Annotated in this window: 24 protein-coding genes; 19 read left to right on the top strand and 5 right to left on the bottom strand. The window is 68.3% G+C overall.

The features are described from left to right. Positions 1 to 13: 13 nt before the first annotated feature. The 13 genes from ACXJKJ_RS23595 to ACXJKJ_RS23535 all read left to right on the top strand — a co-directional run bounded on the left by ACXJKJ_RS23595 (position 14) and on the right by ACXJKJ_RS23535 (position 13,141). The gene (locus ACXJKJ_RS23595; protein WP_457355264.1) at positions 14 to 1,279 is read left to right on the top strand and encodes a cyanophycinase; all 1,266 of its coding nucleotides are present in this window, start codon (positions 14 to 16) and stop codon (positions 1,277 to 1,279) included. Next, positions 1,260 to 1,646, top strand: coding sequence for a DUF3224 domain-containing protein (locus ACXJKJ_RS23590; protein WP_457392953.1), 387 nt, complete (start codon positions 1,260 to 1,262; stop codon positions 1,644 to 1,646). The genes ACXJKJ_RS23595 and ACXJKJ_RS23590 overlap by 20 nt, the downstream gene beginning before the upstream one ends. Positions 1,647 to 1,678: 32 nt before the next feature. Continuing rightward, complete coding sequence (locus ACXJKJ_RS23585; RefSeq protein ID WP_457355260.1) at positions 1,679 to 2,068, top strand: hypothetical protein; 390 nt, start codon at positions 1,679 to 1,681, stop codon at positions 2,066 to 2,068. A gap of 34 nt (positions 2,069 to 2,102) precedes the next feature. Next, positions 2,103 to 2,615: a YbaK/EbsC family protein gene (locus tag ACXJKJ_RS23580; RefSeq protein WP_457392950.1), complete on the top strand. Its 513-nt coding sequence runs from the start codon at positions 2,103 to 2,105 to the stop codon at positions 2,613 to 2,615. Continuing rightward, a complete protein-coding gene (locus ACXJKJ_RS23575) occupies positions 2,612 to 2,839 on the top strand; it encodes a DUF1289 domain-containing protein (protein ID WP_457392947.1) in 228 nt (75 codons plus the stop codon). The genes ACXJKJ_RS23580 and ACXJKJ_RS23575 overlap by 4 nt, the downstream gene beginning before the upstream one ends. Then, positions 2,836 to 3,495, top strand: coding sequence for a 2-hydroxychromene-2-carboxylate isomerase (locus tag ACXJKJ_RS23570; protein ID WP_056197702.1), 660 nt, complete (start codon positions 2,836 to 2,838; stop codon positions 3,493 to 3,495). Before ACXJKJ_RS23575 ends, ACXJKJ_RS23570 begins: the two co-directional genes overlap by 4 nt. 263 nt (positions 3,496 to 3,758) lie before the next feature. Continuing rightward, positions 3,759 to 5,438 carry an MFS transporter gene (locus ACXJKJ_RS23565; protein ID WP_457392945.1) on the top strand — a complete coding sequence of 560 codons (1,680 nt, stop codon included), beginning with the start codon at positions 3,759 to 3,761 and terminating at the stop codon, positions 5,436 to 5,438. Between the two features lie 117 nt (positions 5,439 to 5,555). After that, positions 5,556 to 6,608, top strand: coding sequence for a LacI family DNA-binding transcriptional regulator (locus tag ACXJKJ_RS23560; protein WP_056199551.1), 1,053 nt, complete (start codon positions 5,556 to 5,558; stop codon positions 6,606 to 6,608). A gap of 254 nt (positions 6,609 to 6,862) precedes the next feature. Beyond that, the gene (locus tag ACXJKJ_RS23555; RefSeq protein WP_056197698.1) at positions 6,863 to 9,187 is read left to right on the top strand and encodes a TonB-dependent receptor; all 2,325 of its coding nucleotides are present in this window, start codon (positions 6,863 to 6,865) and stop codon (positions 9,185 to 9,187) included. A 5-nt stretch (positions 9,188 to 9,192) separates the two neighbouring features. Continuing rightward, positions 9,193 to 10,074, top strand: coding sequence for a PfkB family carbohydrate kinase (locus ACXJKJ_RS23550; protein WP_056197696.1), 882 nt, complete (start codon positions 9,193 to 9,195; stop codon positions 10,072 to 10,074). Between the two features lies 1 nt (position 10,075). Then, on the top strand, positions 10,076 to 11,389 hold the full coding sequence (locus ACXJKJ_RS23545; RefSeq protein ID WP_056197694.1) for an MFS transporter: 1,314 nt from the start codon (positions 10,076 to 10,078) through the stop codon (positions 11,387 to 11,389). Beyond that, on the top strand, positions 11,386 to 12,882 hold the full coding sequence (gtfA, locus tag ACXJKJ_RS23540) for a sucrose phosphorylase (RefSeq protein ID WP_056197691.1): 1,497 nt from the start codon (positions 11,386 to 11,388) through the stop codon (positions 12,880 to 12,882). Before ACXJKJ_RS23545 ends, gtfA begins: the two co-directional genes overlap by 4 nt. 55 nt (positions 12,883 to 12,937) lie before the next feature. Beyond that, positions 12,938 to 13,141: a hypothetical protein gene (locus ACXJKJ_RS23535; RefSeq protein WP_056197689.1), complete on the top strand. Its 204-nt coding sequence runs from the start codon at positions 12,938 to 12,940 to the stop codon at positions 13,139 to 13,141. A 2-nt stretch (positions 13,142 to 13,143) separates the two neighbouring features. On the opposite strand, the gene ACXJKJ_RS23530 is transcribed toward ACXJKJ_RS23535, so the two are convergent. Continuing rightward, positions 13,144 to 14,730 carry a sensor histidine kinase gene (locus ACXJKJ_RS23530; protein WP_457392940.1) on the bottom strand — a complete coding sequence of 529 codons (1,587 nt, stop codon included), beginning with the start codon at positions 14,728 to 14,730 and terminating at the stop codon, positions 13,144 to 13,146. Positions 14,731 to 14,967: 237 nt separating this feature from the next. Between ACXJKJ_RS23530 and ACXJKJ_RS23525 the strand changes: the two genes are divergently transcribed. The 6 genes from ACXJKJ_RS23525 to ACXJKJ_RS23500 all read left to right on the top strand — a co-directional run bounded on the left by ACXJKJ_RS23525 (position 14,968) and on the right by ACXJKJ_RS23500 (position 21,410). Continuing rightward, positions 14,968 to 16,083: an ABC transporter substrate-binding protein gene (locus ACXJKJ_RS23525; protein ID WP_235531985.1), complete on the top strand. Its 1,116-nt coding sequence runs from the start codon at positions 14,968 to 14,970 to the stop codon at positions 16,081 to 16,083. A 75-nt stretch (positions 16,084 to 16,158) separates the two neighbouring features. Continuing rightward, entirely contained in the window at positions 16,159 to 16,947 is a 789-nt protein-coding gene (locus ACXJKJ_RS23520) for an SDR family oxidoreductase (protein ID WP_056197683.1), read from the top strand. Beyond that, the gene (locus ACXJKJ_RS23515; protein ID WP_457392936.1) at positions 16,947 to 19,307 is read left to right on the top strand and encodes a penicillin acylase family protein; all 2,361 of its coding nucleotides are present in this window, start codon (positions 16,947 to 16,949) and stop codon (positions 19,305 to 19,307) included. Before ACXJKJ_RS23520 ends, ACXJKJ_RS23515 begins: the two co-directional genes overlap by 1 nt. A gap of 92 nt (positions 19,308 to 19,399) precedes the next feature. Then, complete coding sequence (locus ACXJKJ_RS23510; RefSeq protein WP_056197681.1) at positions 19,400 to 20,365, top strand: CsgG/HfaB family protein; 966 nt, start codon at positions 19,400 to 19,402, stop codon at positions 20,363 to 20,365. Beyond that, a complete protein-coding gene (locus tag ACXJKJ_RS23505) occupies positions 20,365 to 21,090 on the top strand; it encodes an SDR family oxidoreductase (RefSeq protein WP_056197679.1) in 726 nt (241 codons plus the stop codon). Before ACXJKJ_RS23510 ends, ACXJKJ_RS23505 begins: the two co-directional genes overlap by 1 nt. Positions 21,091 to 21,143: 53 nt before the next feature. Then, on the top strand, positions 21,144 to 21,410 hold the full coding sequence (locus tag ACXJKJ_RS23500; protein ID WP_056197677.1) for a hypothetical protein: 267 nt from the start codon (positions 21,144 to 21,146) through the stop codon (positions 21,408 to 21,410). Between the two features lies 1 nt (position 21,411). On the opposite strand, the gene ACXJKJ_RS23495 is transcribed toward ACXJKJ_RS23500, so the two are convergent. From ACXJKJ_RS23495 to ACXJKJ_RS23480, 4 genes are all read right to left on the bottom strand, one after another. After that, positions 21,412 to 22,089, bottom strand: a complete 678-nt coding sequence (locus tag ACXJKJ_RS23495; protein ID WP_056197675.1) for a DUF3047 domain-containing protein — start codon at positions 22,087 to 22,089, stop codon at positions 21,412 to 21,414. Further along, the gene (gene rsgA, locus ACXJKJ_RS23490) at positions 22,089 to 22,991 is read right to left on the bottom strand and encodes a ribosome small subunit-dependent GTPase A (RefSeq protein WP_056197673.1); all 903 of its coding nucleotides are present in this window, start codon (positions 22,989 to 22,991) and stop codon (positions 22,089 to 22,091) included. Before rsgA ends, ACXJKJ_RS23495 begins: the two co-directional genes overlap by 1 nt. Beyond that, positions 22,988 to 23,323, bottom strand: coding sequence for a 4a-hydroxytetrahydrobiopterin dehydratase (locus ACXJKJ_RS23485; RefSeq protein WP_157281616.1), 336 nt, complete (start codon positions 23,321 to 23,323; stop codon positions 22,988 to 22,990). The genes rsgA and ACXJKJ_RS23485 overlap by 4 nt, the downstream gene beginning before the upstream one ends. A 258-nt stretch (positions 23,324 to 23,581) precedes the next feature. Continuing rightward, the gene (locus ACXJKJ_RS23480; RefSeq protein WP_457392929.1) at positions 23,582 to 24,856 is read right to left on the bottom strand and encodes a M48 family metallopeptidase; all 1,275 of its coding nucleotides are present in this window, start codon (positions 24,854 to 24,856) and stop codon (positions 23,582 to 23,584) included. Positions 24,857 to 24,909: the final 53 nt, after the last annotated feature.

Raw genomic sequence — 24,909 nt, 5'->3', positions numbered from 1 at the left:
CCCGGCACCCATCTTGCCCAGCCACTCCCCCGTCGGCACCGTCATCGTCATCGGCGGCGCGCTCAAAGCTGACAGCGACGCCGTCTGGCAGCGCATCGTCGACGAGGCCGGGGGCGCCGGTGCGTCCATCGCCGTCTTCCCGACCGCGGCCTATGAGCCCGAGCGCGTTGCGGCCCAGATCGCCGCCGCGCTGGAGCGCTGCGGCGCGCACGCCGAGATCATTCCCGTCGCCCCCAATCTCGAAGCGGGTGATCTGCAGGGAACGCTGCACGATACGGCCTTGATCGCCCGCGTCGCTGCCTGCCGCGCCGTCTTCTTCTCCGGTGGCGCCCAGGAGCTCATCGTCGACACGCTGCAGCCGGGCGGCGAGCCCACGGCCATGCTGGCGGCCATCCGCCAGGTCTTCGAGCGTGGCGGCGTCATCGCTGGCACCAGTGCCGGTGCCGCAGTCATGAGCCGCATGATGTTCCGCGATGCGATGGACAGCCTGGCCGTTCTCAAGGGCCAGTGGCGGGCGGGCCTGGAATACGACCGGGGCCTGGCCTTCCTCGGCCCCGACCTGCTGATCGACCAGCATTTCCTCAAGCGCGGCCGCATCGGCCGCATGCTGCCAGCCCTGCAGTCCCTGGGCTGCCGCCTGGGCCTCGGTGTGGACGAGAACGCGGCCGTCGTCATCAAGGGCGGGCAACTCGAGGTCATCGGCGGCAGCGGTGCCGTCCTGGTCGACCTTGGCGACGCGACGCGCGACGCCGCGCTGCCGGCCTTCAACCTGCAGGGCGTGCGCCTGTCCTACCTCGACCATGGCGACCGCCACGACCTGGCCAGCGGCGAGACGACGCCGGCGCCGCACAAGCAGCGCGAGCCCCGCATCGACCCTGGCGCCCCGGGCTTCAAGCCGCGTCTGCAGTCCGACCGGTTCTTCCTCGACATCCTCGGCGACGGCTGCATCCTCGGCGCGCTGACGCAGCTGCTGGACGGCCCCGAGCCCGAGGTGGGCGGCCTCGCTTACCGCGCCCGTCCGCACGCCGACGATCCGGCGCCCGACGTGGGCTTCGAGTTCCGGCTGCGCCGTGCCCCTGGCTTCGTGGGCTGGCGCAGTGCCGTCCGCGGCGGCGGCGAGGACTACACGGTGCTGCAGGCCCGACTGGATGTCATCCCCGTGCGGGTCGCCAAGCCACTGTTCACACCCCTCGCCGCCGAGGGGCAGCCCGTGGTCGAATCGGCGTTGGCGAGCCGGCCCGGCTCGAAGGAGAGTGGTGATGGCGACGGTCAGCGGTGAGTTCACGGTGGGGATGACGGCCCAGGCTGCCGAGGCGGCAAGTCCGGCCCTCGGCCGCATGGTGCTGGACAAGCAATATCGCGGCGCCATCGAGGCCCGTGGCGCCGGCCAGATGCTGGCCACGCACGGCAGCATCGCCGGCTCGGCGGCCTATGTGGCGCTGGAGACCGTGACCGGCAGCCTGGAGGGCCGCGAGGGTAGCTTCGCCCTCGTGCATCACGGCCTGATGGAGCGCGGCACGCCCAGCCTCGCCATCACCGTTGTGCCAGACTCCGGCACCGGTGCACTGGCCGGCCTGGTGGGCCGCATGAACATCCGCGTTGAAGGCCACCAGCATTTCTACGATTTCGATTTCACGCTGCCTTAAGCTTGAAACCTGGCCTGAAGCAAGGAGACACCATGAAGAAGATCCTGCCCCTCATCACGCTGCTGCTGATTGCTGGCGCCGCCCAGGCTACCGACGTCGGTGTGTCCATCCAGGTCGGCCAGCCCGGCTTCTACGGCCGCATCGACATCGGCCAGACGGCGCCGCCGCCCGTCGTGCTGCGCGAGCCCGTCTGGGTACAGCGGCGGCCGGTGCATGTCGAGCCCGTTTATATGCGCATCCCGCCCGGCCACCAGAAGCACTGGGACAAGCACTGCGCCAAGTACAACGCCTGCGGCATGCCGGTCTACTTCGTCCGCGAGGACTGGTACCAGGAGCGCTACGAGCGGCGGGGCGACGATAACGACCAGGGCAAAGGCCATGGCAAGGGCCATGGCAAGCACAAGGGCAAGGACCGCGACTGACGTGGCGGGCGCCGGCCGCGACACAATTGCGGCCATGGCTGATACCGATCTCCGCGATACCCGACCCGAAGGCTTTCTGCGCGTCAGCGCCGCGCTCACCGCCCTGGCCCATCCCCACCGGCCGCTGTGGCTGGACGTTGCGGCCCGCACCGCCCAGGAGGCCGCCGACGCCCTGGGCGTGACCCTGGGCCAGATCGCCAAGTCCGTCGTCTTCCGGCGCAAGGCCGATGACGCGGCCGTTCTCGTCATCACCTCGGGCGACAGGCGTGTCGACGAGGCCAAGCTCAAGCCCCACACGGGCGCTCTGGGCCGCGCCGACGCCGACTTCGTCAAGGCGCGCACCGGCTTCTCCATCGGTGGCGTGTCACCGGCCGGCTTCGCACCCAGTGATGGCGCGGCACCCCCTCAACTCTTCATCGACCGCGAGCTGTTCCGCTTCGACATCATCTGGGCCGCGGCCGGGCATCCGAATGGCGTGTTCAAGCTGACGCCCGGCGAGCTGGAGAAGCTGACGGGCGCGCCCGTCATCGACGTTGTCCAGGCATGAAAGCCGTCGCCGCGTCGCCGTGCGTGAACGTCTGCCAGATGGACGCGGCCAGCGGCTGGTGCCGCGGCTGCGGGCGCAGCATCAATGAGATTGCCGGCTGGGGCGGAGCGCCCGAGACCGTGCAGCGCCACATCCTCGACCAGTTGCCCGAGAGGCGCGTCGAAATGCATCGYCACGGCCTTTGGCTGGGGCCCTGGCCCCACASCGAGGAACAGGACCGATGAAGCAGCTSACCTTCTATTTCGACCCCATCTCGCCCTACGCGGCCCTGGGCTTCGAGGCCCTGCCCGAAGCGCTGGCGGGCCACAGCGTCGAGGTCGTCTACCGGCCCATCCTGTTCGCGGCGCTGCTGCAGGCCCTGGGCCAGAAGGGCCCGGCCGAGATCGAGGCCAAGCGGCGCTGGACCTTCCGCCAGGTGGCCTGGCTGGCGCATGCCCACGGCCTCGTGCTGGATCCGCCGGCCCAGCATCCCTTCAACCCCTTGCCGCTGCTGCGGCTGGCCTGGGCCTGTACGGCGCCGCAAGGGCAGCCGGGCGACACGCCGGGGCGCTGGGTCGTCGAGCAGCTGTTTCATCACGTCTGGCGTGGCGCCGGTGCCGACGCCAGTGACGCCGCCCGCATCGCCGCGCTGACCGAACGCCTTGCGCCCGCGCAGGATCCGGCCGGCGAGCCCGTCAAGCAGCGCCTGCGCAGCGAGACCGAGGCGGCACTGGCCCTGGGCGTCTTCGGCGTGCCGACCGTCGAGTTCGAAGGCCGGCTGTTCTGGGGCCAGGATGCGCTGCCGATGCTGCGTGCTGCGCTGGACGGCGACCCCTGGTTTCGCAGCGGCATTTGGGAATCAGCGGCCCAGGCCCGGCCCGGCATCACCCGGAAACACTGAGCGCGGACCAAGAACAAGCCCTGCGGCTTGTTCGACGCCTCGCGAAGGACTGCCTGCATGCAGGCCGGCAGACATGATTCAAAACGTCTCAGGATTTACCCGCGAGGGTCATCTGATCTCGCATTGAGAAATGCTGACTGCGGGTTCCTGCGGAGTTTGTCAGCCTCGATTCAGACTGGCGTCAGAACACGGTCAGAGGCGGTGTGAATAGTCGCGGTGAGGGAAGCCTGTGGGGCGGCCCGACAACTGATGGAGACATATCAATGGCAACTGCGACTTCGACGGCCGCGACGCCGATGACCAAAGAGGAGAAGAAGGTCATCTTCGCCTCCTCGCTGGGCACGGTGTTCGAGTGGTACGACTTCTACCTTTACGGTTCGCTGGCGGCCGTCATCGCCAAGCAGTTCTTTGCCGGCCTGGATCCCAGCGCGGCCTTCATCGCCTCGCTGATGGCCTTTGCCGCCGGCTTCATCGTGCGCCCCTTCGGCGCGCTGGTGTTCGGCCGCCTCGGCGACATGATCGGCCGCAAGTACACCTTCCTGGTCACCATCCTGATCATGGGCMTSTCGACCTTCATCGTCGGCGTGYTGCCCACCTACGCGACCATCGGCGCCGCGGCCCCGGTCATCCTGGTCGGCCTGCGTCTGCTGCAGGGCCTGGCCCTCGGCGGTGAGTACGGCGGTGCCGCCACCTACGTGGCCGAGCATGCCCCTCACGGCAAGCGTGGCGCCTACACCTCGTGGATCCAGACGACGGCGACGCTGGGCTTGTTCCTGTCGCTGATGGTCATCCTCGGCGTGAAGAACTCGATGTCGGACAAGGACTTCGGCGAATGGGGCTGGCGCATTCCCTTCATCGTGTCGATCCTGCTGCTGGGCGTTTCGGTGTGGATTCGCCTGTCGATGAACGAATCGCCCGCCTTCCAGAAGATGAAGGCGGAGGGCAAGACCTCCAAGGCACCGCTGTCCGAATCCTTCGGCCAGTGGAAGAACCTGAAGATCGTGCTGCTGGCGCTCTTCGGCCTGGTGGCCGGCCAGGGCGTGGTCTGGTATTCGGGCCAGTTCTACGCGCTGTTCTTCCTGACGTCGGTGCTCAAGGTGGACCTCACCTCGGCCAACATCTGGATCGCCATCTCGCTGCTGCTGGGCACGCCCTTCTTCGTCATCTTCGGCACGCTGTCGGACAAGATCGGCCGCAAGCCCATCATCATGGCCGGCCTGCTGCTCGCCGCGCTGACCTACTTCCCGCTGTTCAAGGCCCTGACCGCTGCGGCCAACCCCGACCTCGCCAAGGCCCAGGAGACCGCCAAGGTCACGCTGACCACCAACATGGCCAGTTGCTCCTTCCAGGGCAGCCCGCTGGCACGCGAGGTGGACTTCACCAGCGCCTGCGACATTGCCAAGCGTGCTCTGGCCCAGTCGTCGGCCAGCTCCGAGACCATCGAGGCTCCCGCAGGTGCACCAACGGTCGTGAAGGTCGGCGAAAAGGAAATCGCCGTCCCGACCGCCACCAAGCTGACCGAGCACAAGTTCGACGAAGCCAGTACCAAGGCCATCGCCGGCTTCAAGAAGGAGCTGGGCGAAGCGATGAAGGCTGCCGGCTATCCGGCCAAGGCCGACATGGCCAAGGCCAATGTGCCGATGGTCATTGCCATCCTGTTCGTGCTGGTGCTGTACGTGACCATGGTCTACGGCCCGATCGCGGCCATGCTGGTGGAGATGTTCCCGACCCGCATCCGCTACACCTCGATGAGCCTGCCGTACCACATCGGCAACGGCTGGTTCGGCGGCATGCTGCCCTCCATCACCTTCGCGATGGTGGCGCAGAACGGCAACATCTATCACGGCCTCTGGTACCCCATCATCATCGCGGCGGCGACCTTCGTCATCGGCGTGCTGTTCGTGCGCGAGACCAAGGACGTGGACATCTACGCCCGCGACTGATCATGTTTTTCCCGGGGAGTTCCCGGGATGTCTACACGAGGCCGGCTTCATGCCGGCCTTTTTCGTTCTGGCTAGCCCTGCTTGTCGATGGCAGTCTGCCCTGCGACGATGCCGCTGATGCCCAAGTCCAAAGACCCTTCTGACAGCAGCGCCGGTGAGCAACGCCGGCTGCAGATGGTCGACATCGCCCGCCTGGCCGGCGTGTCGGTGTCCACCGTGTCACGGGCCTTGAACGGCAGCGAGCTCGTCAACGCCGAGACGCGCCAGCGCGTCGCCGAACTGGCGCGCTCGCTGAACTACTCGATCAACTTCGGCGCGCGCAACCTGCGCCTGCAGGAGAACAAGACGGTGGCCGTCGTCGTGCCCTACGACGCCAAGTCCCGCCAGCACATCTCCGACCCCTTCTTCCTGTCCATCGTCGGCTCCATCGCCGACGCGCTGACCGACCGCGGCTACGACGTGCTGCTGTCGCGCGTCGACGCCGAGCGGCTGGACCTGGCCTCGCACTGGTTCGACTCCGGCAAGGCCATTGGCGTCGTCCTCATCGGCCAATGGCGCCACCACGACCAGCTCAACGACATGGCCGCGCGCAAGCTCCCGCTGGTCGTCTGGGGCGGCGAGATGCCGCAGCAGCTCTACTGCAGCGTGGGTGGCGACAACGTGCTGGGCGGCACGCTGGCCGCGCGTCATCTGCTGCAACTGGGCCGGCGCCGCATCGCCTTCGTGGGCGACGCCAATCTGCCCGAGGTCTGGCTGCGCCGCCAGGGCTACGCCCAGGCGCTGCGTGAGGCGGGCCTGGACGTCGACCCCGCGCTGGAGCTGGCCGCGCCCTTCGAGCCCGGCGTGGCGACCGAAGTGCTGCGCGAGTTCTGTTCTGCACAGCGTGGCTTCGACGGCGTCGTCTGCTGCAGCGACGTGCTGGCGCTGCTGACCATCCAGGCCTTGCGCGCCGTGGGCCGCAGCGTGCCGGGCGATGTGGCTGTCATCGGCTACGACGACATGCCGTTGGCCGCCTACTGCGACCCGCCGCTGACCACCGTCCACCAACCGGTGGCCGAAGCGGGTGCTGAGCTGGTGGAAGCACTGCTGGGCCAGCTGCGTGGCGAACGCGCCGGGCCGCGCACGATGCCGGTCTACCTGACGCTGCGCGAGAGCGCTCCCCACGCCTGACGGCAGCACCCTGACCGCGCGGCCCGCGCCGCCCGGTCAGCGCAGCTGTGGGCCGAAGCACGGCTGCCTATCGTTTTCATTCGGTCAAATATCAGTACCAATGATGTTTGTCGAATACGTGTTTCTACTGAAATGCAATCGATTGCAAAACAAACGACGGCGACGCAGAATGGCGGCACGGATCGGCGCTCGACAGGGCGGCCAAGCCGCTTCGCCCCGCAGAGGGCGCTCAAACACCGACACCAGGAGACTCCATGCCCAGCCCCCATCCGACCGCCGCGCGGTCCAGCCGCCGCCCGTCTCTGCAACCCCTGTCCGCCGCCGTGGCCCTGGCGCTGTTGAGCGTGGCCGCGCAAGGCCAACAGGTCGCCGCTACCGCCGCTGAATCGGCCGATGGACTCAAGCTCGACGCCGTCGTCGTCACTGGCACTTCGACGGCCAAGTCCAAGATGCGCTCCAGCGTGGCCATCTCGACCATCGAGAGCGAAGGCGTCGCGGCCGTCACCGCCGCCAGTGCGACGGACCTGCTGCGCGGCGTGCCCGGCATCCGCGCCGAGGCCAGCGGCGGTGAGTCCAACGCCAACGTCGCCGTGCGCGGCATCCCGGTCTCGGCGGGCGGCGCGCGCTACATCCAGTTCCAGGAGGACGGGCTGCCCGTGCTGCAGTTCGGCGACATCGCCTTCGCCACGCCCGACACCTGGATGCGCGCCGACGCCGGCTTCGAGCGCCTGGAGGTCGTGCGCGGCGGTTCGGCCGCGCTGCTGGCCACCGGTGCGCCCGGCGGCATCATCAACTTCATCGGCAAGACCGGCCTGGAGCCCGGTGGCAGCCTGCAGCTGACCAAGGGCCTGGACTTCGACCAGACCCGCGTCGACTTCGGCTACGGCGGTCGCCTGGCGGCCAAAACGCGCTTTTTCATCGGCGGCTTCTACCGCGTGGGCGACGGCGGCCGCAAGGGTGCCGACGGCACCGAGAACGGCGGTCAGGTGCGCGCCAACGTCACCTTCGAACTGGAGGGCAAGAGCTATGTGCGCTTCAGCGTCAAGCACCTGGACGACCACAGCCCGACCTTCATGCCCACGCCGGTGAAGTACGTGAACGGCAGCATCCAGGAGATTCCCGGCCTGGACCCGCGCCGCGCCGCCTTCTACGACGTCGCCTGGCCGCTGGACAGCACGCTGACCAACACCAACAGCCGCGCCACCAGCAACATCCGCGATGGCCTTTCGGCCAAGAGTGATGCCTTTGGCGCCGAGATGGACCTCGACGCTGGCGGGGGCTTCCGCCTGCAGAACAAGTTCTCGTGGAGCCGCAACTCGGGCCGCTTCATCGGCATCTTCCCGGGCGACGACGTGGCCGCCGCGCCGGCCGGCACCACCCTGGCCACCGGCCCCGATGCCGGCGCGGCCTTCACGGGCAACAAGTTCACCGCCGTCGTCTTCAACACCAAGGTCGACAACGCCGGCCTGATGGCCAACGACCTGAAGTTCTCGCGTGACTTTGACCTCGGCGCGGGCACCAAGTTCAGCGCCGTGGCAGGGCTCTACACCTCGGTGCAGAAGCTGGACCTGACGTGGAACTTCAACCAGTACTCGCTGTCGGCCAGCCAGGACGGCGCCCGCGTGCTGAACGTGCCTGGCGTCGTCAACGGCTCGCCGGGGTTTGGCGGCTGCTGCAGCAACACACAGGACAGCAAGTACACGACCAACGCGCCCTACGTGGTGCTGAACTACGAGGCCGGCCCGCTGTCGGCCGACATCGGTGTGCGCCGCGACAACCAGAAGGCCAGCGGCGCCTACTACCAGTCCAACGCCGGCGTCAGCTACGACCTGACCAAGCCCAACGCCATTGATTACGACTTCGGCCACACCTCGTATTCGCTGGGTGGCAACTATGCGCTGAGCAAGGATCTGTCCGTCTTCGCCCGCTATTCCGACGGCGCTGCCTACAACGCCGACCGCATCACCTTCTTCAACAACCCCAACCTCGTCAACGGCAAGAGCCCGACCATCCCGACCAACAAGGTCAAGCAGGCGGAAGCCGGCGTGAAGATCCGCGGCGGTGGCATGAGCCTGTTCGCCACGCTCTTCCACGCCAAGACCGACGAGGTCAACGTCGACGTGACGACCAACCCCATCGTTGCCAAGGCCAACAGCTACCGCAGCAATGGCCTGGAGCTGGAAGGCTCGGCCCGTTTCGGCGTCGTCAGCGTGCTGGGCGGCCTGACTTACACCGACGCGAAGCAGGCCGACGGCCGGGCTCCCAAGCGCCAGGCCAAGGTCGTCTACCAGCTCACGCCCACGGTCAACCTCAACGATGCACTGAGCTTCGGCGTCAGCATCGTCGGCACGTCCAAGAGCCTGGACGATGGCCCCACCGGTGCGCTGACCATCACGCTGCCGGCCTACACCGTCGTCAACGCGTTTGCCAGCTACGCGCTCACCGACCGCGCGACGCTCTCGCTGGCGGCCAACAACCTCTTCAACGAGCTGGCCTACACCGAGAGCAACGACGGCCGCGGCGCCGCGCGTGCCTACACGGGCCGCACCGTGAAGGCCTCGCTGCGCTACAGCTTCTGAGCGCGATGAGTCCCATCCTGGTACTGGGCGAGGCCCTCGTGGACGAGTTCCACGACGGCCCGGTCGCCGGGGGCGCGCCCTTCAACGTGGCGCGCTCGCTGGCCGCGTTGGATGTGCCGCTGCGCTTCGTCAGTCGCGTCGGTGCCGATGATGCGGCCGGCCGCCTCGTGCTGGAAAGTGCAGCGCGCTACGGCCTCGCCATCGACGGCATCCAGCGCGATACGACCCGTGCGACTGGACGCGTCAGCGTGCATGAGGATGCGGGCGGCGGCCACCGCTTCGAGATCCATACCGACGCGGCCTGGGACCACCTCGAAGCGCCGGCCGTGGGTGACGCCGGCATCGTCTACTTCGGCAGCCTGGCCCAGCGCCACGCCGTCTCGCGTGCAGCCATCCGCGCCACGGTCAAGCGCATGGCCGGCCCGCGTCTGCTGGATCTCAATCTGCGCCCCGGCACCGACACGCCCGAACTGGCCGCTGAAGTGTTGATGCTGGCCGACTGGGTCAAGCTCAACGAGGACGAACTCGGCTGCCTGCTCACCTGGTTCGAGCCCACGCTGCCGGCGCTGATGGCCCGCTTTGCGCTGCAAGGCCTGGTGCTGACGCGCGGCGCCGCCGGCTACGTGCTGCACGGCGAGCACGGCCGCGTGCTGGCGACAGGCGAGGGCGTGGCCCAGCCGGCTTTCGTCGACAGCGTCGGCGCCGGCGACGGCTTCACGGCGGTGTTGCTGGCCGGGCTGGCGCTGGGTCGTGACCTGGGTGCGACCCTGCACCTGGCCAACCGTTACGCCGCGATGATCTGCGGCGTGCGCGGTCCGCTGCCGCCAGACCCGGCAGCGCTGGCCCCCTGGCGCGAGGCCTTGCACGCGCTGCCGGCCGAGGAATGAGATGAACAAGCCCCACCTGTCGCCGCATTTGTCGTTCACGCAGATCGTGAACATGAACATCGGCTTCCTCGGCATCCAGTTCAGCTTCGGCCTGCAGCAGGCCAACATGAGCCCGATCTACCAGATGCTGGGCGCTGACGGCAAGAGCCTGCCCTACCTCTGGCTGGCAGGCCCTATCACCGGCCTGCTGGTGCAGCCCGTCATTGGCGCCATGAGCGACCGCACGACCCACCGCCTGGGCCGGCGCACGCCTTATTTCCTCATCGGCGCGCTGATCTGCTCGCTGGGCCTGCTGGCCATGCCCTTCAGCCCTGCGCTGTGGTTCGCGGCCGGCCTGCTGTGGATCCTGGACGCCGCCAACAACGTGACGATGGAGCCCTACCGCGCCTACGTCAGCGACCGGCTTCGCGAAGAGCAGCACGCCAGCGGCTTTCTCACGCAGGCCTCGTTCACCGGCCTGGCGCAGACGCTGGCCTATCTGACGCCCAGCCTGCTGGTCTTCTTCGGCATGAACAAGGACGCCTTGGGCGCCAACGGCATCCCGGTCGTCACGACGCTGGCCTTCGTCATCGGCGCGCTGCTGTCGTTCACGACGGTGTGGTGGTCGGTGCGCCGGGTGCCGGAGCTGCCATTGCCGGCTGAAGAGATCGCCCGCCTGCGTGCGCTGCCCCATGGCCTGGGCGCGACGCTCACCGAGATATGGGCCGCGCTGCGCGGCATGCCCGCCACGATGCGGCGGCTGTGGTGGATGGCGCTGTTCCAGTGGTACGGAATGATGTGCTACTGGATCTACATCGTGCCGACGCTGGCCGCGACGGTCTTCGGCACGGACGACCCGCACAGCGCCGGCTTTCGCGACGCGGCGTTGCTCAACGGACAGGTCGGCGGCTTCTACAACGCCGTCGCCTTCGTTGCCGCCTTCGCGATGGTGCCGTTCACCAAACGACTTGGCGCGAAATGGGTCCATGCCTTCGCACTCGCCTGTGCGGCCGCCGGCATGTGGGCGCTGCCCGGCATCCATGACAAGACCTGGCTCTTCCTGCCCATGGTCGGCATTGGCCTCGCCTGGGGTTCCATCATGGGCAACCCCTATGTGCTGCTGGCCGGCAGCATCCCGCCCGAGCGCGCCGGTGTCTACATGGGCATCTTCAACATGTTCATCGTCATCCCCATGCTGATCCAGGCGGTGACCCTGCCCTTGTTCTACGACAGCCTGCTGGGCGGCCGGCCCGAGAACGTCATCCGCCTCGCCGGCGTGCTGCTGGCGCTCGCCGCGCTGTGCGTGCTGGCGGTCAAAAGTCCCAAGTCCCCATGAAGAACCAAGTCCAGCTCATCACCTATGTCGACCGCCTCGGCGGCGAGCGCGACGGCGCCGACCTGGCACGGCTGCGCAAGCTGCTCTGTGAGCCGGGCTCGCCGCTGCACGGCGTGTTCGGTGGCGTGCACCTGCTGCCGTTCTTCCATGCCATCGATGGCGCCGACGCCGGCTTCGACCCCATCGACCACACGCAGGTTGACCCGCGCCTGGGCAACTGGGATGACATCAAGGCGCTGACCAAGGATCTGGACGTGATGGCCGACGTCATCGTCAACCACATGTCCAGCGAGTCGCCGCAGTTCCTCGACTACGCCGAGAAGGGCGAGGTCTCGGCCTACGCGGGCCTGTTCCTGACGCTGGACGCCGTCTTCCCGGAGGGCGCCAGCGAGCGAGACCTGCTGGCCGTCTACCGCCCCCGCCCCGGCCTGCCGCTTACCTATGCCACGCTGAAGAACGGTGAGCGCCGCATCCTGTGGACGACCTTCACTGCCGCGCAGGTGGACATCGCCGTGCGCCACCCCCAGGGCCGCGCCTACCTCGCTGGCATCCTGCGCACCTTTGCCAGCAACGGCATTCGCATGGTGCGGCTGGACGCCGTCGGCTACGCCATCAAGAAGGCCGGCGGCAGCTGCTTCATGATGGCCGAGACCTTCGACTTCATCGCCGAGTTCGCGGGCGAAGCGAGGGCGCTGGGCATCGAGGTGCTCGTCGAGATCCACGCCTATCACCAGCGCCAGATCGAGATCGCTGCCAGGGTCGACTGGGTCTACGACTTCGCGCTGCCGCCACTGGTGCTGCACGCCTTCAACTTCCACACCGCCGCCGCGCTGAAGCGCTGGATCGACATCCGCCCGACCAACGCGCTGACCGTGCTCGACACCCACGACGGCATCGGCATCATCGACATCGGTGCCGACGCGAGCGACCGCGCGGCCCACCCCGGCCTCGTGCCGCCCGCGGAGCTGGACGCGCTGGTGGAGCGCATCCACGCGGCCAGCGGCGGCGAGAGTCGGCGCGCCACCGGGGCCGCGGCCAGCAATCTCGACCTCTACCAGGTCAACTGCAGCTTCTTCGACGCGATGGGCCGCAACGAGACGGCCTATCTGCTGGCCCGTGCCATCCAGTTCTTCCTGCCCGGCGTGCCGCAGGTCTATTACGTCGGCCTGCTGGCCGGCCACAACGACATGGCCCTGCTGGCACGCACGCAGGTCGGCCGCGACATCAACCGCCATCACTACAGCGAAGGTGAGATCGCGCGCGACTGCGAACGCCCCGTGGTGCGCCGGCTCATCGAGTTGATCAGGCTGCGCAACCAGCACCCGGCGTTCTGCGGCGAGTTCCGCGTCGAGCCCAGTGGCGACGACGAGTTGCACCTGCGCTGGCAGCAGCACGGCGAGTGGGCGGCGCTGCGCGTCAACTTTCGCGACCTCACCCACGAGTTGAGCTACAGCGGCGAGGGCGGTCGCCGGGAGACCTTCGCCTTCAGTTGAGCGTCAGCCTCGGCCGCCAGAATGCGCCGCAGTACAAACCTGTGGAGACCCGAGCATGTGGAAGTTGATCGTCGGCTTTATCGCTTTTGCCGCGCTGGCGCTTTTCATCCTGACCAAGAGCGGCGGCAACATCGACCTGAGCGGTGAGAAGCATGACGTGACGGGTGGACACGAGCCTGCCGCTTCTGCAGCGGCTTCGGCCGCCGTCGCCGCTGCGGTCGAGGCGGCGTCCGCCCCGGCCTCTGGCGCGTCGCAGTAAGCCTATGCCGGCTCGCCGCTGGCGCGTTGCGGTGCGTTGAGCGGCAGCCGCATCAGCATCTGCGTGCCTTCGCCCGGCGAGGAGCGCACCTCGATCTGGCCGCCCAGCACATTGGTCACGATGCTGTGCACGATGTGCATGCCCAGACCCGAGCCGCCGGTGCCCAGCTTGGTGGTGAAGAAGGGGTCGAAGATGCGCCGCCGCACGGACTCGTCCATGCCGCGGCCATCGTCCGTCACGCTGAGCTCGACCTGCTCTTCGTCCAGCGCCGCGCAATAGACCTTGACGTGCCCCTGTGCCGCGCTGTCGAAGCCGTGCAGCAGCGCGTTCATCAGCAGATTGGTCAGCACCTGGCCGAGCGCGCCGGGATAGCTGTTCATCACCAGGCCATGGCAGAGCTCGGTGTCGATGACGAAGGGCGTGTGCTTGAAGCTGGGCTCGACCATGACGAGCACGTCCTCGACGACCTTGGCCAGGTCGAAGTCGCGCCTGAGGTCGGCCGTCTGGTCGATGGCCACCTGCTTGAAGTCGCGCACCAGGTCGGCGGCCTTCTGCACGTTGCGCTGCAGGATGTCCTGGCCGCGCCGCGTGTCGCGCGCCAGTTCCTCCAGTGTGCTGCGGCGCATCTGCACGCTGCCCGACAGCATGGCCTCGAGCTGCTTGTAGCGGTCGTCCAGGGCCGACACCACGGTCAGTGCATTGCCCAGCGGCGTGTTCAGCTCATGGGCAACGCCCGCCACCAGGCGGCCTAGCGACGCGAGCTTCTCCGACTCGACCAGCTCGCGCTGCGCCTTCTGCAGCGTTTCCAGCGCCTCGGACAGTTCGGCATTGCTGGTCGTCAGCTCGGCCGTGCGCTGGGCCACGGTCTCTTCCAGGTTCACGTTGTGCTGGCGCAGCGCCTCGAAGGCCGACAGCAAGGCCTGGCGCATGCGCTCCATCGCCACGCCCACGCGTGCGATCTCGTCGGCGCCGGCCACACGCAAAGGCTGGTCCAACCGCCCGGCCGCCAGCGCCTCGGCTGAGCCGGTCAACTCGGTCATGGGCCGCATCACATAGCGCTGCAGCACCCACAGCATCAGTGCCAGCGACAGTGTCAGCGTCAGCATGCTGCGCCAGACCGTGCGCCAGACCTCGGCCTGCTTGGCCTGCAGCAGCGGCGCGGCGCTCATGCGAACGGTCAGCTTGGCGATCTCGCGGCCGTCGCGCTGGATGGGCCGGGTCTGGCTCAGCACCAGATCGCTGTCGCCCTGCTCGCCAGCGCGCTGCTGCGACAGGAAGGGGGCCGATGACGCCGGCTCGACGACCTGCACCGACACGAAGCGTGGATCGTCCATCTGCGCCTTGACCATGGGGTCAGCCAGGTCCGGCGAGACCTGCCAGACCGGCTCGGCCAGCGACAGGGCCATCACCTCGGTGGCGCGTGACAGGTCGCGCTTCAAGTCCTCCATCGCGGTGGCGCGGGTCTTCTGGCCGTCATAGAGCAACACGGCCGTTGTCGGCAGCAGCAGCCCCAGCAGCAGGGCCAGCACGACGGCGAAGGTCAGGGAACTGCGCTGCCAACCGTATGCAGGTGCGGGCGTGCGGGGCAAGGCGATAGGCGGCAAGGGGCTTTCCGGCATGGGCGGCGCGGAGACGAGCGCTGGCAGCGCGAACACGGCACCGAGGCGGCCAGAGTGTAGGCCCGCCAAAAGCGGTGCAAATGCGCATTCAGACCCGGTGGAGGGCGGGTTTTTCCTGGGGGAGAGGGGCTGCTGGGGGCGGGGGGGCTGGCCCCACAATCCGCGGCCATAAACGCGCCCCGGTGGCGCTTGTCCTGGAGAAAAACAGTGAAGCGTTGGGTTGGCCTGGCGGCCTTGTTCGCTGCCTGTATTGGTATGAATGGCGCATTCGCGCAAAGCACCCTGCGCATCGGCATGGTGGCGGGCTTTTCAGGGCCCGTGGCCGGCATCGTGCAGGAGAGCGCCGAGGGGGCGAAGCTGTACTTCGACTCGGTCAATGCGCAGGGCGGCATCAAGGGCCAGAACATCGAGCTCGTCACGCAGGACGACAAATACGACCCGGCGACCGCCGTGGCCGCTGCCAAGTCCCTGGCCAGCCAGGGTGTGCTGGCGCTGATGCTGAGCCGTGGCACCGGCCCGACCGAGGCTCTGCTGCCCGTGCTGAAGGAGAACAAGCTGCCGCTGATCGCGCCCGCCACTGGCGCCATCAGCCTGCGCGAGCCGGTCCAGCCCTGGGTCTACCACTTGCGCGCCAGCTACCAGAAGGAGGCCGAACGCGCGGTCAAGCACCTGGCCGGCATTGGCGTCAAGCGCATCACCATCGTGCAGGTCAACGACCCCTTCGGCAATGACGCCGGCAAGGGCGCCATCAAGGGCCTGGACGACATCAAGCTGCGCGCCATGTCCAACCTGCGCTTTGACCGCAACAAGCCCGATCTCGCACCGACGATGCAGGCCATCGCCAAGGCCGGCATCGAGGCCGTCGTGCTGATCGGGCCGGCCTATGCGGTTGTGGAGGGCGTGCAGGCGCTGCGCGCGGCCGGCTCCACGGCGCACGTGGCCACGCTGTCCAACAACGCCTCGGCCGATTTCGTGAAGGCGCTGGGCAATGACAGCCGTGGGGTCATCGTGACCCAGCTCTTCCCCTACGAGCGCTCGACGGCCAACCTGATGGTGCGGGAGGCGCTGAGCCTGGCCAAGTCCGCCGGCCGCAACGAGCTGACGCCGGCCCATGTTGAAGGCTTTGCCGCGGCGAAACTGATCGTCGAAGCCCTCAAGCGCACACCGGGCAAGGAGATCAGCCGCGACAGCCTGGCCAAGGCGCTGGACGGCGCCCGCATCGACCTGGGCGGTCTGCAGGTGCACTACTCCGAGAAGGAGCACAGCGGCCTGGAGTACACCGACGTGTCCATCGTGGGCGAGGACGGCAAGTTCAAGCGCTGAACTCGGCGCGCAGCACCCTCGACCGCGCGATGATGCGGGCCTGTCAAGGCGGCGCATGGCGATCGAGGAGCTGACATGGATCTGGGTTTGAAAGGCCACTGGGCGCTGGTCTGTGCGGCGAGCAAGGGCTTGGGCCGAGGCTGTGCCGAGGCGTTGGTGGGTGAGGGCGTCAACGTCGTCATCACGGCGCGCGGCGAAGCCGAGCTGCTGGCGACAGCTGATGCGCTGCGGGCCCTGAACCCTGACGCCGAGGTGCGCGCGGTGGCCGGCGACATTGCCACTCCCGAAGGCCGAGCAGCGGCGCTCGCGGCCTGCCCGCGGGTGGACATCCTCATCAACAACGCCGGCGGCCCGCCGCCCGGGGATTTCCGCGACTGGGGCCGCGAGCAGTGGATCGCCGCGCTGGACGCCAACATGCTGGCACCCATCGAGCTCATCAAGGCGACGGTGGACGCGATGGCGGCGCGCGGCTTCGGTCGCATCGTCAACATCACCTCGGGCGCGGTTAAAGCGCCCATCGACACGCTGGGTCTGTCCAACGGCGCGCGTTCCGGCCTGACGGGTTTCGTCGCCGGCGTGGCCCGCCAACCGCGCCTGGCCGGCGCCAACGTGACGATCAACAACCTGCTGCCGGGTGCCTTCGATACCGACCGGCTGAAGAAGGGCTTCGCCGCCGGCGCCGCCAAGGCGGGCGTCAGCGCGGATGAACTGGCGGCCAGGCGCCGCGCGGCCATTCCGGCGCGGCGCTTCGGCAACGCCGCCGAGTTCGGCGCCATCTGCGCCATGCTGTGCAGCGCCCAAGCCGCCTACCTGACGGGCCAGAACATCTTGCTCGACGGCGGCGGCTACCCGGGGACATTCTGATGAGGTGGCTCAAGCGCATCCTCCTTGCCCTGCTGGCCCTCATGCTGCTGCTCGCTCTGGCGCTGTGGCTGACGCTGCGTGGCAGCCTGGCCCAGCTCGACGGTGAACGTGCCATCGCCGCCCTGAGTGCGCCGGCCGAGTTGCAGCGCGACGCGCGCGGCTACCTGACCATCACGGCCGAGAACCGCCTGGACGTGGCCCGGGCCCTGGGCTTCGCACACGCTCAGGAGCGCTTCTTCCAGATGGACCTGATGCGCCGCAACGCGGCTGGCGAGCTGTCCGCGCTGGTGGGCGCGAAGGCGCTGCCGCTGGACAAGTCGCGCCGCCTGCATCGCTTCCGCCACCGTGCTGAAGCCGGCATCGCGGCCTTGGCCGCAGATGAGCGCGCGCTGCTGGACGCCTACGTGAGCGGCGTCAACGCTGGCCTGGCCGGCCTCGGCGCACGCCCGCCCGAATACCTGCTGCTGCGCCAGCAACCCCAGCCCTGGGTCGCGGCCGACACCGTCCTCGTCGCCTATGGCATGTACCTCGACCTGCAGGGCGCCCAGGGCCGCGACGACGTCGCCACGGGCTTGCTGCGCGAGGCCGTGCCGGACGACTGGTATGCCTTCCTGACTCAGCACAGCGCCGACTGGCAGGCCGCCATGGACGACAGCCGCGTGACTGCCGTGCCCCTGCCAGCGGGGCCGCTGCCGGCCGCATTGCGCGCTGCCAAGACGGCCTGCAGCGACTGCAGCCTGCGTGACGCCCGTGACATCGGCAGCAACAACTTCGCCGTCGCGGCCGCGCATGGCACCGGCGGGYGGGCCATCCTGGCCGACGACATGCACCTGGGCCTGCGCTCGCCCGGCACCTGGTTCAAGGCGCGCATGAAGTGGAAGGACGCGGCCGGCAGCCATGACGTGGCTGGGGTGACCCTGCCCGGCGCGCCGCTGCTGGTCGTCGGCAGCAATGGCCACGTGGCCTGSGGTTTCACGAACACGACCTCCGACTGGGCCGATGTCGTCGCGTTGAAGCTCAACGCGGCTGGCACGCACTACCTGGCTGGCGGCGCTGAGAAGCCGCTGCAACGTGCCGTCGAGCGCATCGAGATCGCGGGCGAGGCCCCGGTCGACCATGTCGTGCTGGAAAGCGAATGGGGCCCCGTCATGCCTCAAAAGGCAGCGAGCGGGCAGGCCTATGCGCTGCGCTGGGTGGCCCATGACCACGAGGGCATGAATTTGCGCCTGATGCACATGGAGACAGCCGCCAATGTCGACGAGGCCGTGCAACTGGCCGCGGGCGCCGGCATGCCGGCCCAGAACCTGCTGGTGGCCGACGCCGGCGGGCGCATCGCCTGGACCGTCATCGGCGCGATGCCCAAACGCGTCGGCGCCGAGGATATGGACCGCCCCCAGGACTGGAGCGACGGTCGCTCGCGCTGGCAGGGCTATCTTGGCGCGGCCGAGCAGCCGCGCATCGTCGACCCGGCCGACGGGCGGCTGTGGACGGCCAATTCGCGCATGGTCGGTGGCGAGGCGATGAAGCTGCTCGGCAACGGTGGCTGGGATCTCGGCGCCCGCGCCCAGCAGATCCGCGATGACCTGCGCGCCCAGGACAAGTTCGACGAGGCCGGCCTGCACGCCATCCAGCTCGACCACCGCGCGCTCTTCCATCAGCGCTGGCGCAAGCTGCTGCTGGAGCAGGTGCTGACGCCCGACTTCGTGGCCAACAACGGCCTGGCGGACTATCGCGCCGAGGTCGAGAAGGGCGCCGACGCAGCCCGCCCGGACGCGGTCGGTTATCTGCTCGTGCGCTCCTTCCGGTTGCAGGCGCTGAAAAACGTCTTCGACCCGCTGGCTGGCTTGCTGGAAGCGCAAGGCGCGAAGCTGTCCGACCTGAAACTGGTGCCCGAGACGCCCGGCTGGGCGCTGATCCAGGCGGCGCGGCCTGACACCCTTCCAGGCAGCTTCAAGACCTGGCCCGAGCTCCTGCAGCGCGCCGCGCTCGACAGCCGCAAGGAGCTGCTGAGCAAATACGGCAGCCTCGCCGCAGCCACCTGGGGCGCCGACAACCCCACCAGCGTGCGCCACCCGCTGAGCGTCGCCGTGCCGGCGCTCACAAGCTGGCTGGACCAGGCCTCCCAGGGCATGGCCGGCGACAGCCACATGCCACGCGTGCACAACCACGGCCATGGCCAGAGCGAGCGCATGGTGGTGTCGCCCGGCCATGAGGAAAGCGGCATCCTCGTCATCCCGGGTGGCCAGAGCGGCCACCCGATGTCGCCCTTCTACCGGGGCGACCATGCCGCCTGGCTGGCCGGCGAGGCCCTGCCTTTCCTGCCCGGCGAGACCGTGCACCGACTCGTGCTGCGCCCCTGATCCAGGCGACCCTATTCCCGCGGAATGGGGACGCCAGCCGAACCGCCCGCTGGGCACAATCCCTGTCACCCGATAACGAAGCGAGGATCACGATGAACAACAAGACGCTCAGCAGGGCCGTGCTGGCTTCTCTGGCTTTTGCCGCGGTGGCCGCGCAGGCCCAGGAGGCAGGCTCCAATGTCGAGAAGTGCCCCAAGAAGCTCGGCGTGCTGGCCGTGGCCGAGCCCCAGCACGGCTGGAACCACCTGTCGCACTACGGCCTTGGCTCCCCTGCATCGCTGCTGCGCATGATGGTGCAGCAGTCAGGCTGCTTTGACGTCGTCGAGCGCGGCGTGGCCATGCAGAACCTGCAGCAGGAGCGCAACCTCGCCGCCGCCGGCGAGATGCGCCAGGAATCCAACGTCGGCAAGGGCCAGATGCAGGCGGCCGACTTCGTCATGACGCCCAATGTGCTGGTGGCTGCCAGCAACACCGGCGGTGTCGGCGGCGCCATTGGTGGGCTGCTGGGCAACCGGCTGGGTGGCATTGGCGCCATCGCCGGCGGGTTGAAATTCAAGGAGGCCAGCACCAGCCTGCTGATCGCCGACGTGCGCTCCAGCATCCAGGTCGCTGCCGCTGAAGGCAAGGCCACCAAGACCGACTTCTCCATCGGCGGCTGGGGCTACGGCGGCGGCGCGCTGGGCGCCGCGGGCGGCTACACCAGCACGCCCGAAGGCAAGCTCATCGCTGCCAGCCTGCTCGACAACTACAACAAGATCGTGCTGGGCATCCGCGACCAGCAGAGCCTGATCCGCACCGGCAGCGCCGCCGGCGACGCGAATGCGGGCGCCTCCACGCAGGCGGGCGCACCCGTTCCGGCGGGCCAGATGCTCGTGGCCAAGATCTCCAACGTGAAGGCCTACGCCGCCCCGTCGCGCGACAGCAAGGTCGTCGCCACGCTGAACCGCAGCGATGAACTCGTTGCCACCGGCGAGGTCAAGGACGGCTTCGTCAAGGTCGACGCCGCCAACTTCAGCGGCTGGGTACAGCGCACCCTGGTGTCGCCGAGCGGTCGTTGATGAAGGTCGCTCTCGTCACCGGTGCTGGCTCCGGCATCGGCAGGGCCGTGGCCCGCGCTCTGGCCGCCGAGGGCTGGACGCTGGCGTTGATGGGTCGTCGCGAGGCGGCCCTGCGCGAGACCCTGCCGGATGCGCTGGCCCTGCAGACCGATGTCTGTGTCGAGGCCCAGGTCGACGCCGCCTTCGCGACGCTGCGCGAGCGCTTCGGCCGGCTGGACCTGCTGTTCAACAACGCCGGCATCTCCGCGCCGGCCGTGCCCATCGATGAGCTGACGGTGGCGCAATGGCGCGCAGTCGTCGACACCAACCTGACCGGCAGCTTCCTCTGCGCCCGCGCGGCCTTCGCGCTGATGAAGGCGCAGTCGCCGCGCGGCGGCCGCATCATCAACAACGGCTCCATCTCGGCCCACGCGCCGCGGCCGAACACGGTGCCCTACACGTCCACCAAGCACGCCATCACCGGCCTGACCAAGTCGCTGAGCCTGGACGGCCGCGCCTTCGACATTGCAGCCGGCCAGATCGACATCGGCAATGCCGCCACCGAGATGACCGAGAAGATGACGCGCGGCGTGCCCCAGGCCAACGGCTCCGTTGCAGTGGAGCCGCGCATGGACGTCGAGGATGTGGCCCGCGCCGTCGTCTACATGGCCGGCCTGCCGCTGTCGGCCAATGTGCAGACGATGACGGTGATGGCGACGAGCATGCCGTTTGTCGGGCGGGGCTGAGGGGTGACGATCGTCACGGCCCCAGCGGGCGCTCAGCGTTCAGAATAGGGGTCATGTCGCTGTTCCGTTTGCTGCTTCGCCTGCTGATGCTCGTCGTCGGCGCCTTTATCGGCCTGGGCCTCTTCCTGATCGCCGTGCTGGCCTTCCTGGCCTTCCTGCTCGTCAGCTTGCTGACCGGCCGCAAGCCGAATCTGCAGTTCCGTGTCAACAAGAACCCGTGGGCGCAGCGCCGCCAGCCGGCGGGAGAAGTGGTGGACGTCGAAGCGCGTGAAGTGCACGACGCCGCGCCACTATCGTTGCGCTCACCCGACCAGCGCTGAGCTATTTCAGTTCCACGGGTCCGTACCAGGTGCGGGCCGACGCACGGCTGTTATCGCTGTCGGTCATGACGGCCATCGACGTCAACGGGCCCGGCGCCTCGCCGAAGGCCAGGCGGAAGTCGGCGGCCAGGTCGCGCCGATGCTCGCGCCAGCGGCGCAGCTCGGCCGGGCCGGAGTCGACGACGATCTTGCGGATGCGGTCGCTGCGTGGGTTGATGACGACGGTGCCGACCGGCAGCTTGCTGTCCCAGACATACATCAGCGTCGCATAGGGCGGCAGCTCGCCGGTCAGGGCCTGCGCGAGTTCGAACTTCATGCGCGTGCGCAGCGGCAGTTTGTCGATGTCGCCGGCGAAGCCGAAGATGACGCGGGCGACGGCGTCCTCGTGGTCGATGTCCGAGACATTGGCACCCGGGATCAGGCTTTGCACCCACCACGAGAAGCTGACCTCGCCGACGTTGGGCGGCGCCGGCTCCAGCCGCTTGCGCCAGATGCTGGCCGAGCGGTCCGAAGCAGCTTCCAGCGCGGGGCGGCCGTCCTTCTCCGTCCAGCTGTACTGGGTGAGCTTCTTGCCGGGCAGGGCCAGCGGCTGCCAGCCTTCGGCGGCTGGAGGCGGGGCGACGGTCGTGGCGCAGCCGGCCAGCAAGGCCAGGGCGCTGAAGGCGAGTGCGCCGCGCATCACCAGGTCTTGCGCTGCAGCTCTTCGAGGATCTCGCCGTAGATGCGATAGCGGCTGGCGCTGATCAGCCCCGCTTGAACCGCCGCGCGCACGCCGCAGTCGGGCTCGTGGATGTGGCTGCAGTTGGCGAAGCGGCAGTTGGCGTGCTCGCGCAGGTCGGGCATGTAGCGCCACAGCTCGGCGGCGTCGATCTGGCGCAAGCCGAATTCCTGGAAGCCGGGCGAGTCGATCAGCGCCGTCGTGCGTGTCTCGTCGGTCCAGTACCACTGCGTCGTCGTCGTCGTGTGGCGGCCGGAGTTCAGCGCCTGCGAGATCTCGCCGATCTGGGCCTTGGCGTCTTTCACGAGCAGGTTGATCAGCGTGCTCTTGCCCGTGCCACTGGGGCCGAGGGCGAAGGTGCGTTGGCCGGCCAGCCAGGGGTCCAGCGTCGCGCGGGAGCCTTCGGGGTCGGCCTTCAGCGCGACCTCGAACATCTTCAGGCCCATGGCGCGATAAGGCGCCAGGCGCTCGCGGGCCGAATCGGTGCCCGGCAGGTCGGTCTTGTTCAGCGCGATGGCCATGCTGATGCCGGCGGACTCGGCGGCGATCAGGGAGCGCGTGAGCTGGCTCTCACTGAACACCGGCTCGACAGCGACGAGGACAAGCAGCTGGTCCAGGTTGGCTGCGAAGCTCTTGGTCTTCCACTCGTCCTGGCGGAACAGCAGATTGCGCCGAGGCTCGACGGCTTCGATGACTCCCTCATCGCCGGAATCGGCGAAGCGCACCTGGTCACCAACGACAGCCTCGCTCTTCTTGCCGCGCGGGTGGCAGACGAAACGCTTGCCCTCCGAGTCCTCGACGATGTAGTGGCGGCCATGGCCGCGCACGACAAGTCCCAGGTCCAGCGCCTGGAATTTACTCATGTACCGGTCGCTTCGGGCAAGGCGCTCACTTGTGCCGCACAGATCGCGTCATTCAAGGTCAGCCCGCCGCGCGAATGCGTCGTGAAGCTGACCGTGCAGGCGTCGTAGCCGACCAGCATCTCGGGGTGATGGTCCTGCGCATGGGCGATCTCGGCGACCGCGTCGACGAAGGCCATGGTCTGGTAAAAGTTCGCGAAGCCAAAGCGTCGGCCGATCAGCTTGTTCTCGGGGTCGGGCAGCCAGCCGGGCAGGGCGGCCAGCACGCGGTTGCGCGTGTCGGCATCCATCAGCGGGGCCTTGGGGTCACATTGGGCAAGCAGCAGATCGTTCATGAGAGGGGCCTCTTGAGGGCTCGGAGATCGGTGCGAGAGGGTCTGCGCGGGTGCAGGGCTAGGCGTGCGACGCCGCCTGGGCTCGTGCCCAGGCCAGGCGCGCAACGACGCCATGCGCCCGCGCAGACCCTCTCCCGAAGGGTTGGCACTCAAAAACCCGCGCGCGGCGTTGCGAAGCCTCGCTGGGGGCGACCCCAGCTTCGGCATCGCGCCTTGCTCGCGGGCTTTTGAGTGACAACGCATCCGACCTCCGAGCCCTCAAGAGGCCCCAAGCGCTGCAAGCCTCTCAGCGGCCGGTGGGTGGGAGTAGTAGAAGCGCGCGTAGACCGGGTCCGGCGTCAGCGTGCCGGCATTGTCCTCGTGCAGCTTGAGTAGGGCCGAGGACAGGTCGGCGCCACTGGCCTGGGCGCGGGCATAGGCGTCGGCCTGGAACTCGTCGCGGCGCGAGAAGTGGCTCGCCAGCGGCGTCACGAAGAAGCCGAACACCGGGCCGGCGAGCAGGAAGAGGATCAGCGCCAGCGCGTCATTGGGTGCGTCGAGATTCGGCGTCGCACCCAGGCCCAGGTAAAAGGCCGGCTGTTGCGCCAGCCAGCCCAGCAGCGCAAAGCCGGCCAGGCTCATAGCGAACATCAACACGATGCGCTTGGTGATGTGCTTGTGCTTGAAGTGGCCCAACTCATGGGCCAGCACGGCCTCCACCTCGCYGSCGTTGAGCTTGGTCAGCAGCGTGTCGAAGAAGACCACGCGCTTGGCCGGGCCGAAGCCGCTGAAATAGGCATTGCCGTGCGCCGAGCGTCGGCTGCCGTCCATGACGAACAAGCCCTTGGCCGCAAAGCCGCAACGCGCCATCAGCTTCTCGACGCGATCCTTCAGCGCCAAATCGGTCAGCGGCTCAAACTTGTTGAACAGCGGTGCGATGACGGTCGGGTAGATGACCATGATGAGCAGGTTGAAGCCCATCCACGCGCCCCAGGCCCACAGCCACCAGAGCGGGCCGGCCGCGCCCATCAGCCAAAGAATGAGGGCGACGATGGGCATGCCCATCAGCACCCCCACGGCGAGGCCCTTGGCCATGTCGGCGAAGAAGAGCTTGAGCGTCGTGCGGTTGAAGCCGAAGGCCTGCTCGATGCGGAAGGTGGACCACAGCTCCCAGGGCAGGTCCAGCAGCGACCCCGCCAGCACGAAGACGGCGACCAGGCCGAGCTGGTAGCCCATGCCTTGCCAAGCTTCGGGCAGCATGCGGCTGGCTTCCAGCGCCCAGCTGTTCAGAGCGTTCAGGCCGCCCAGCAACGTCCAACCGAGCAGCACGGCCGCATTGAAGGCCAGGGCCAGCAGGCCGAAGCGGGAGCGGGCGACCGTGTAGTCCGCCGCCTTCTGATGAGCCACCAGCGTCACGCTGCCTGCGAAGGCTGCCGGGACCTGGCCGCGATGGGCGGCGACATGGCGGATCTGGCGAGAGGACAGCCAGAACTTGACGAGGGTCGAGGCGGCGAGCGCGGCCGCAAAAGCAAGGGACAACAGCAGGGGAGACATAAGCCTCAAGTTTAGGCTGCGAGAATTCCGCATCTTCAGAGTGAGCCCAGCAT

The sequence above is a fragment of the Roseateles sp. P5_E1 genome, from assembly GCF_054049335.1.
This window is presented reverse-complemented; position numbering and strand designations above follow the sequence as displayed.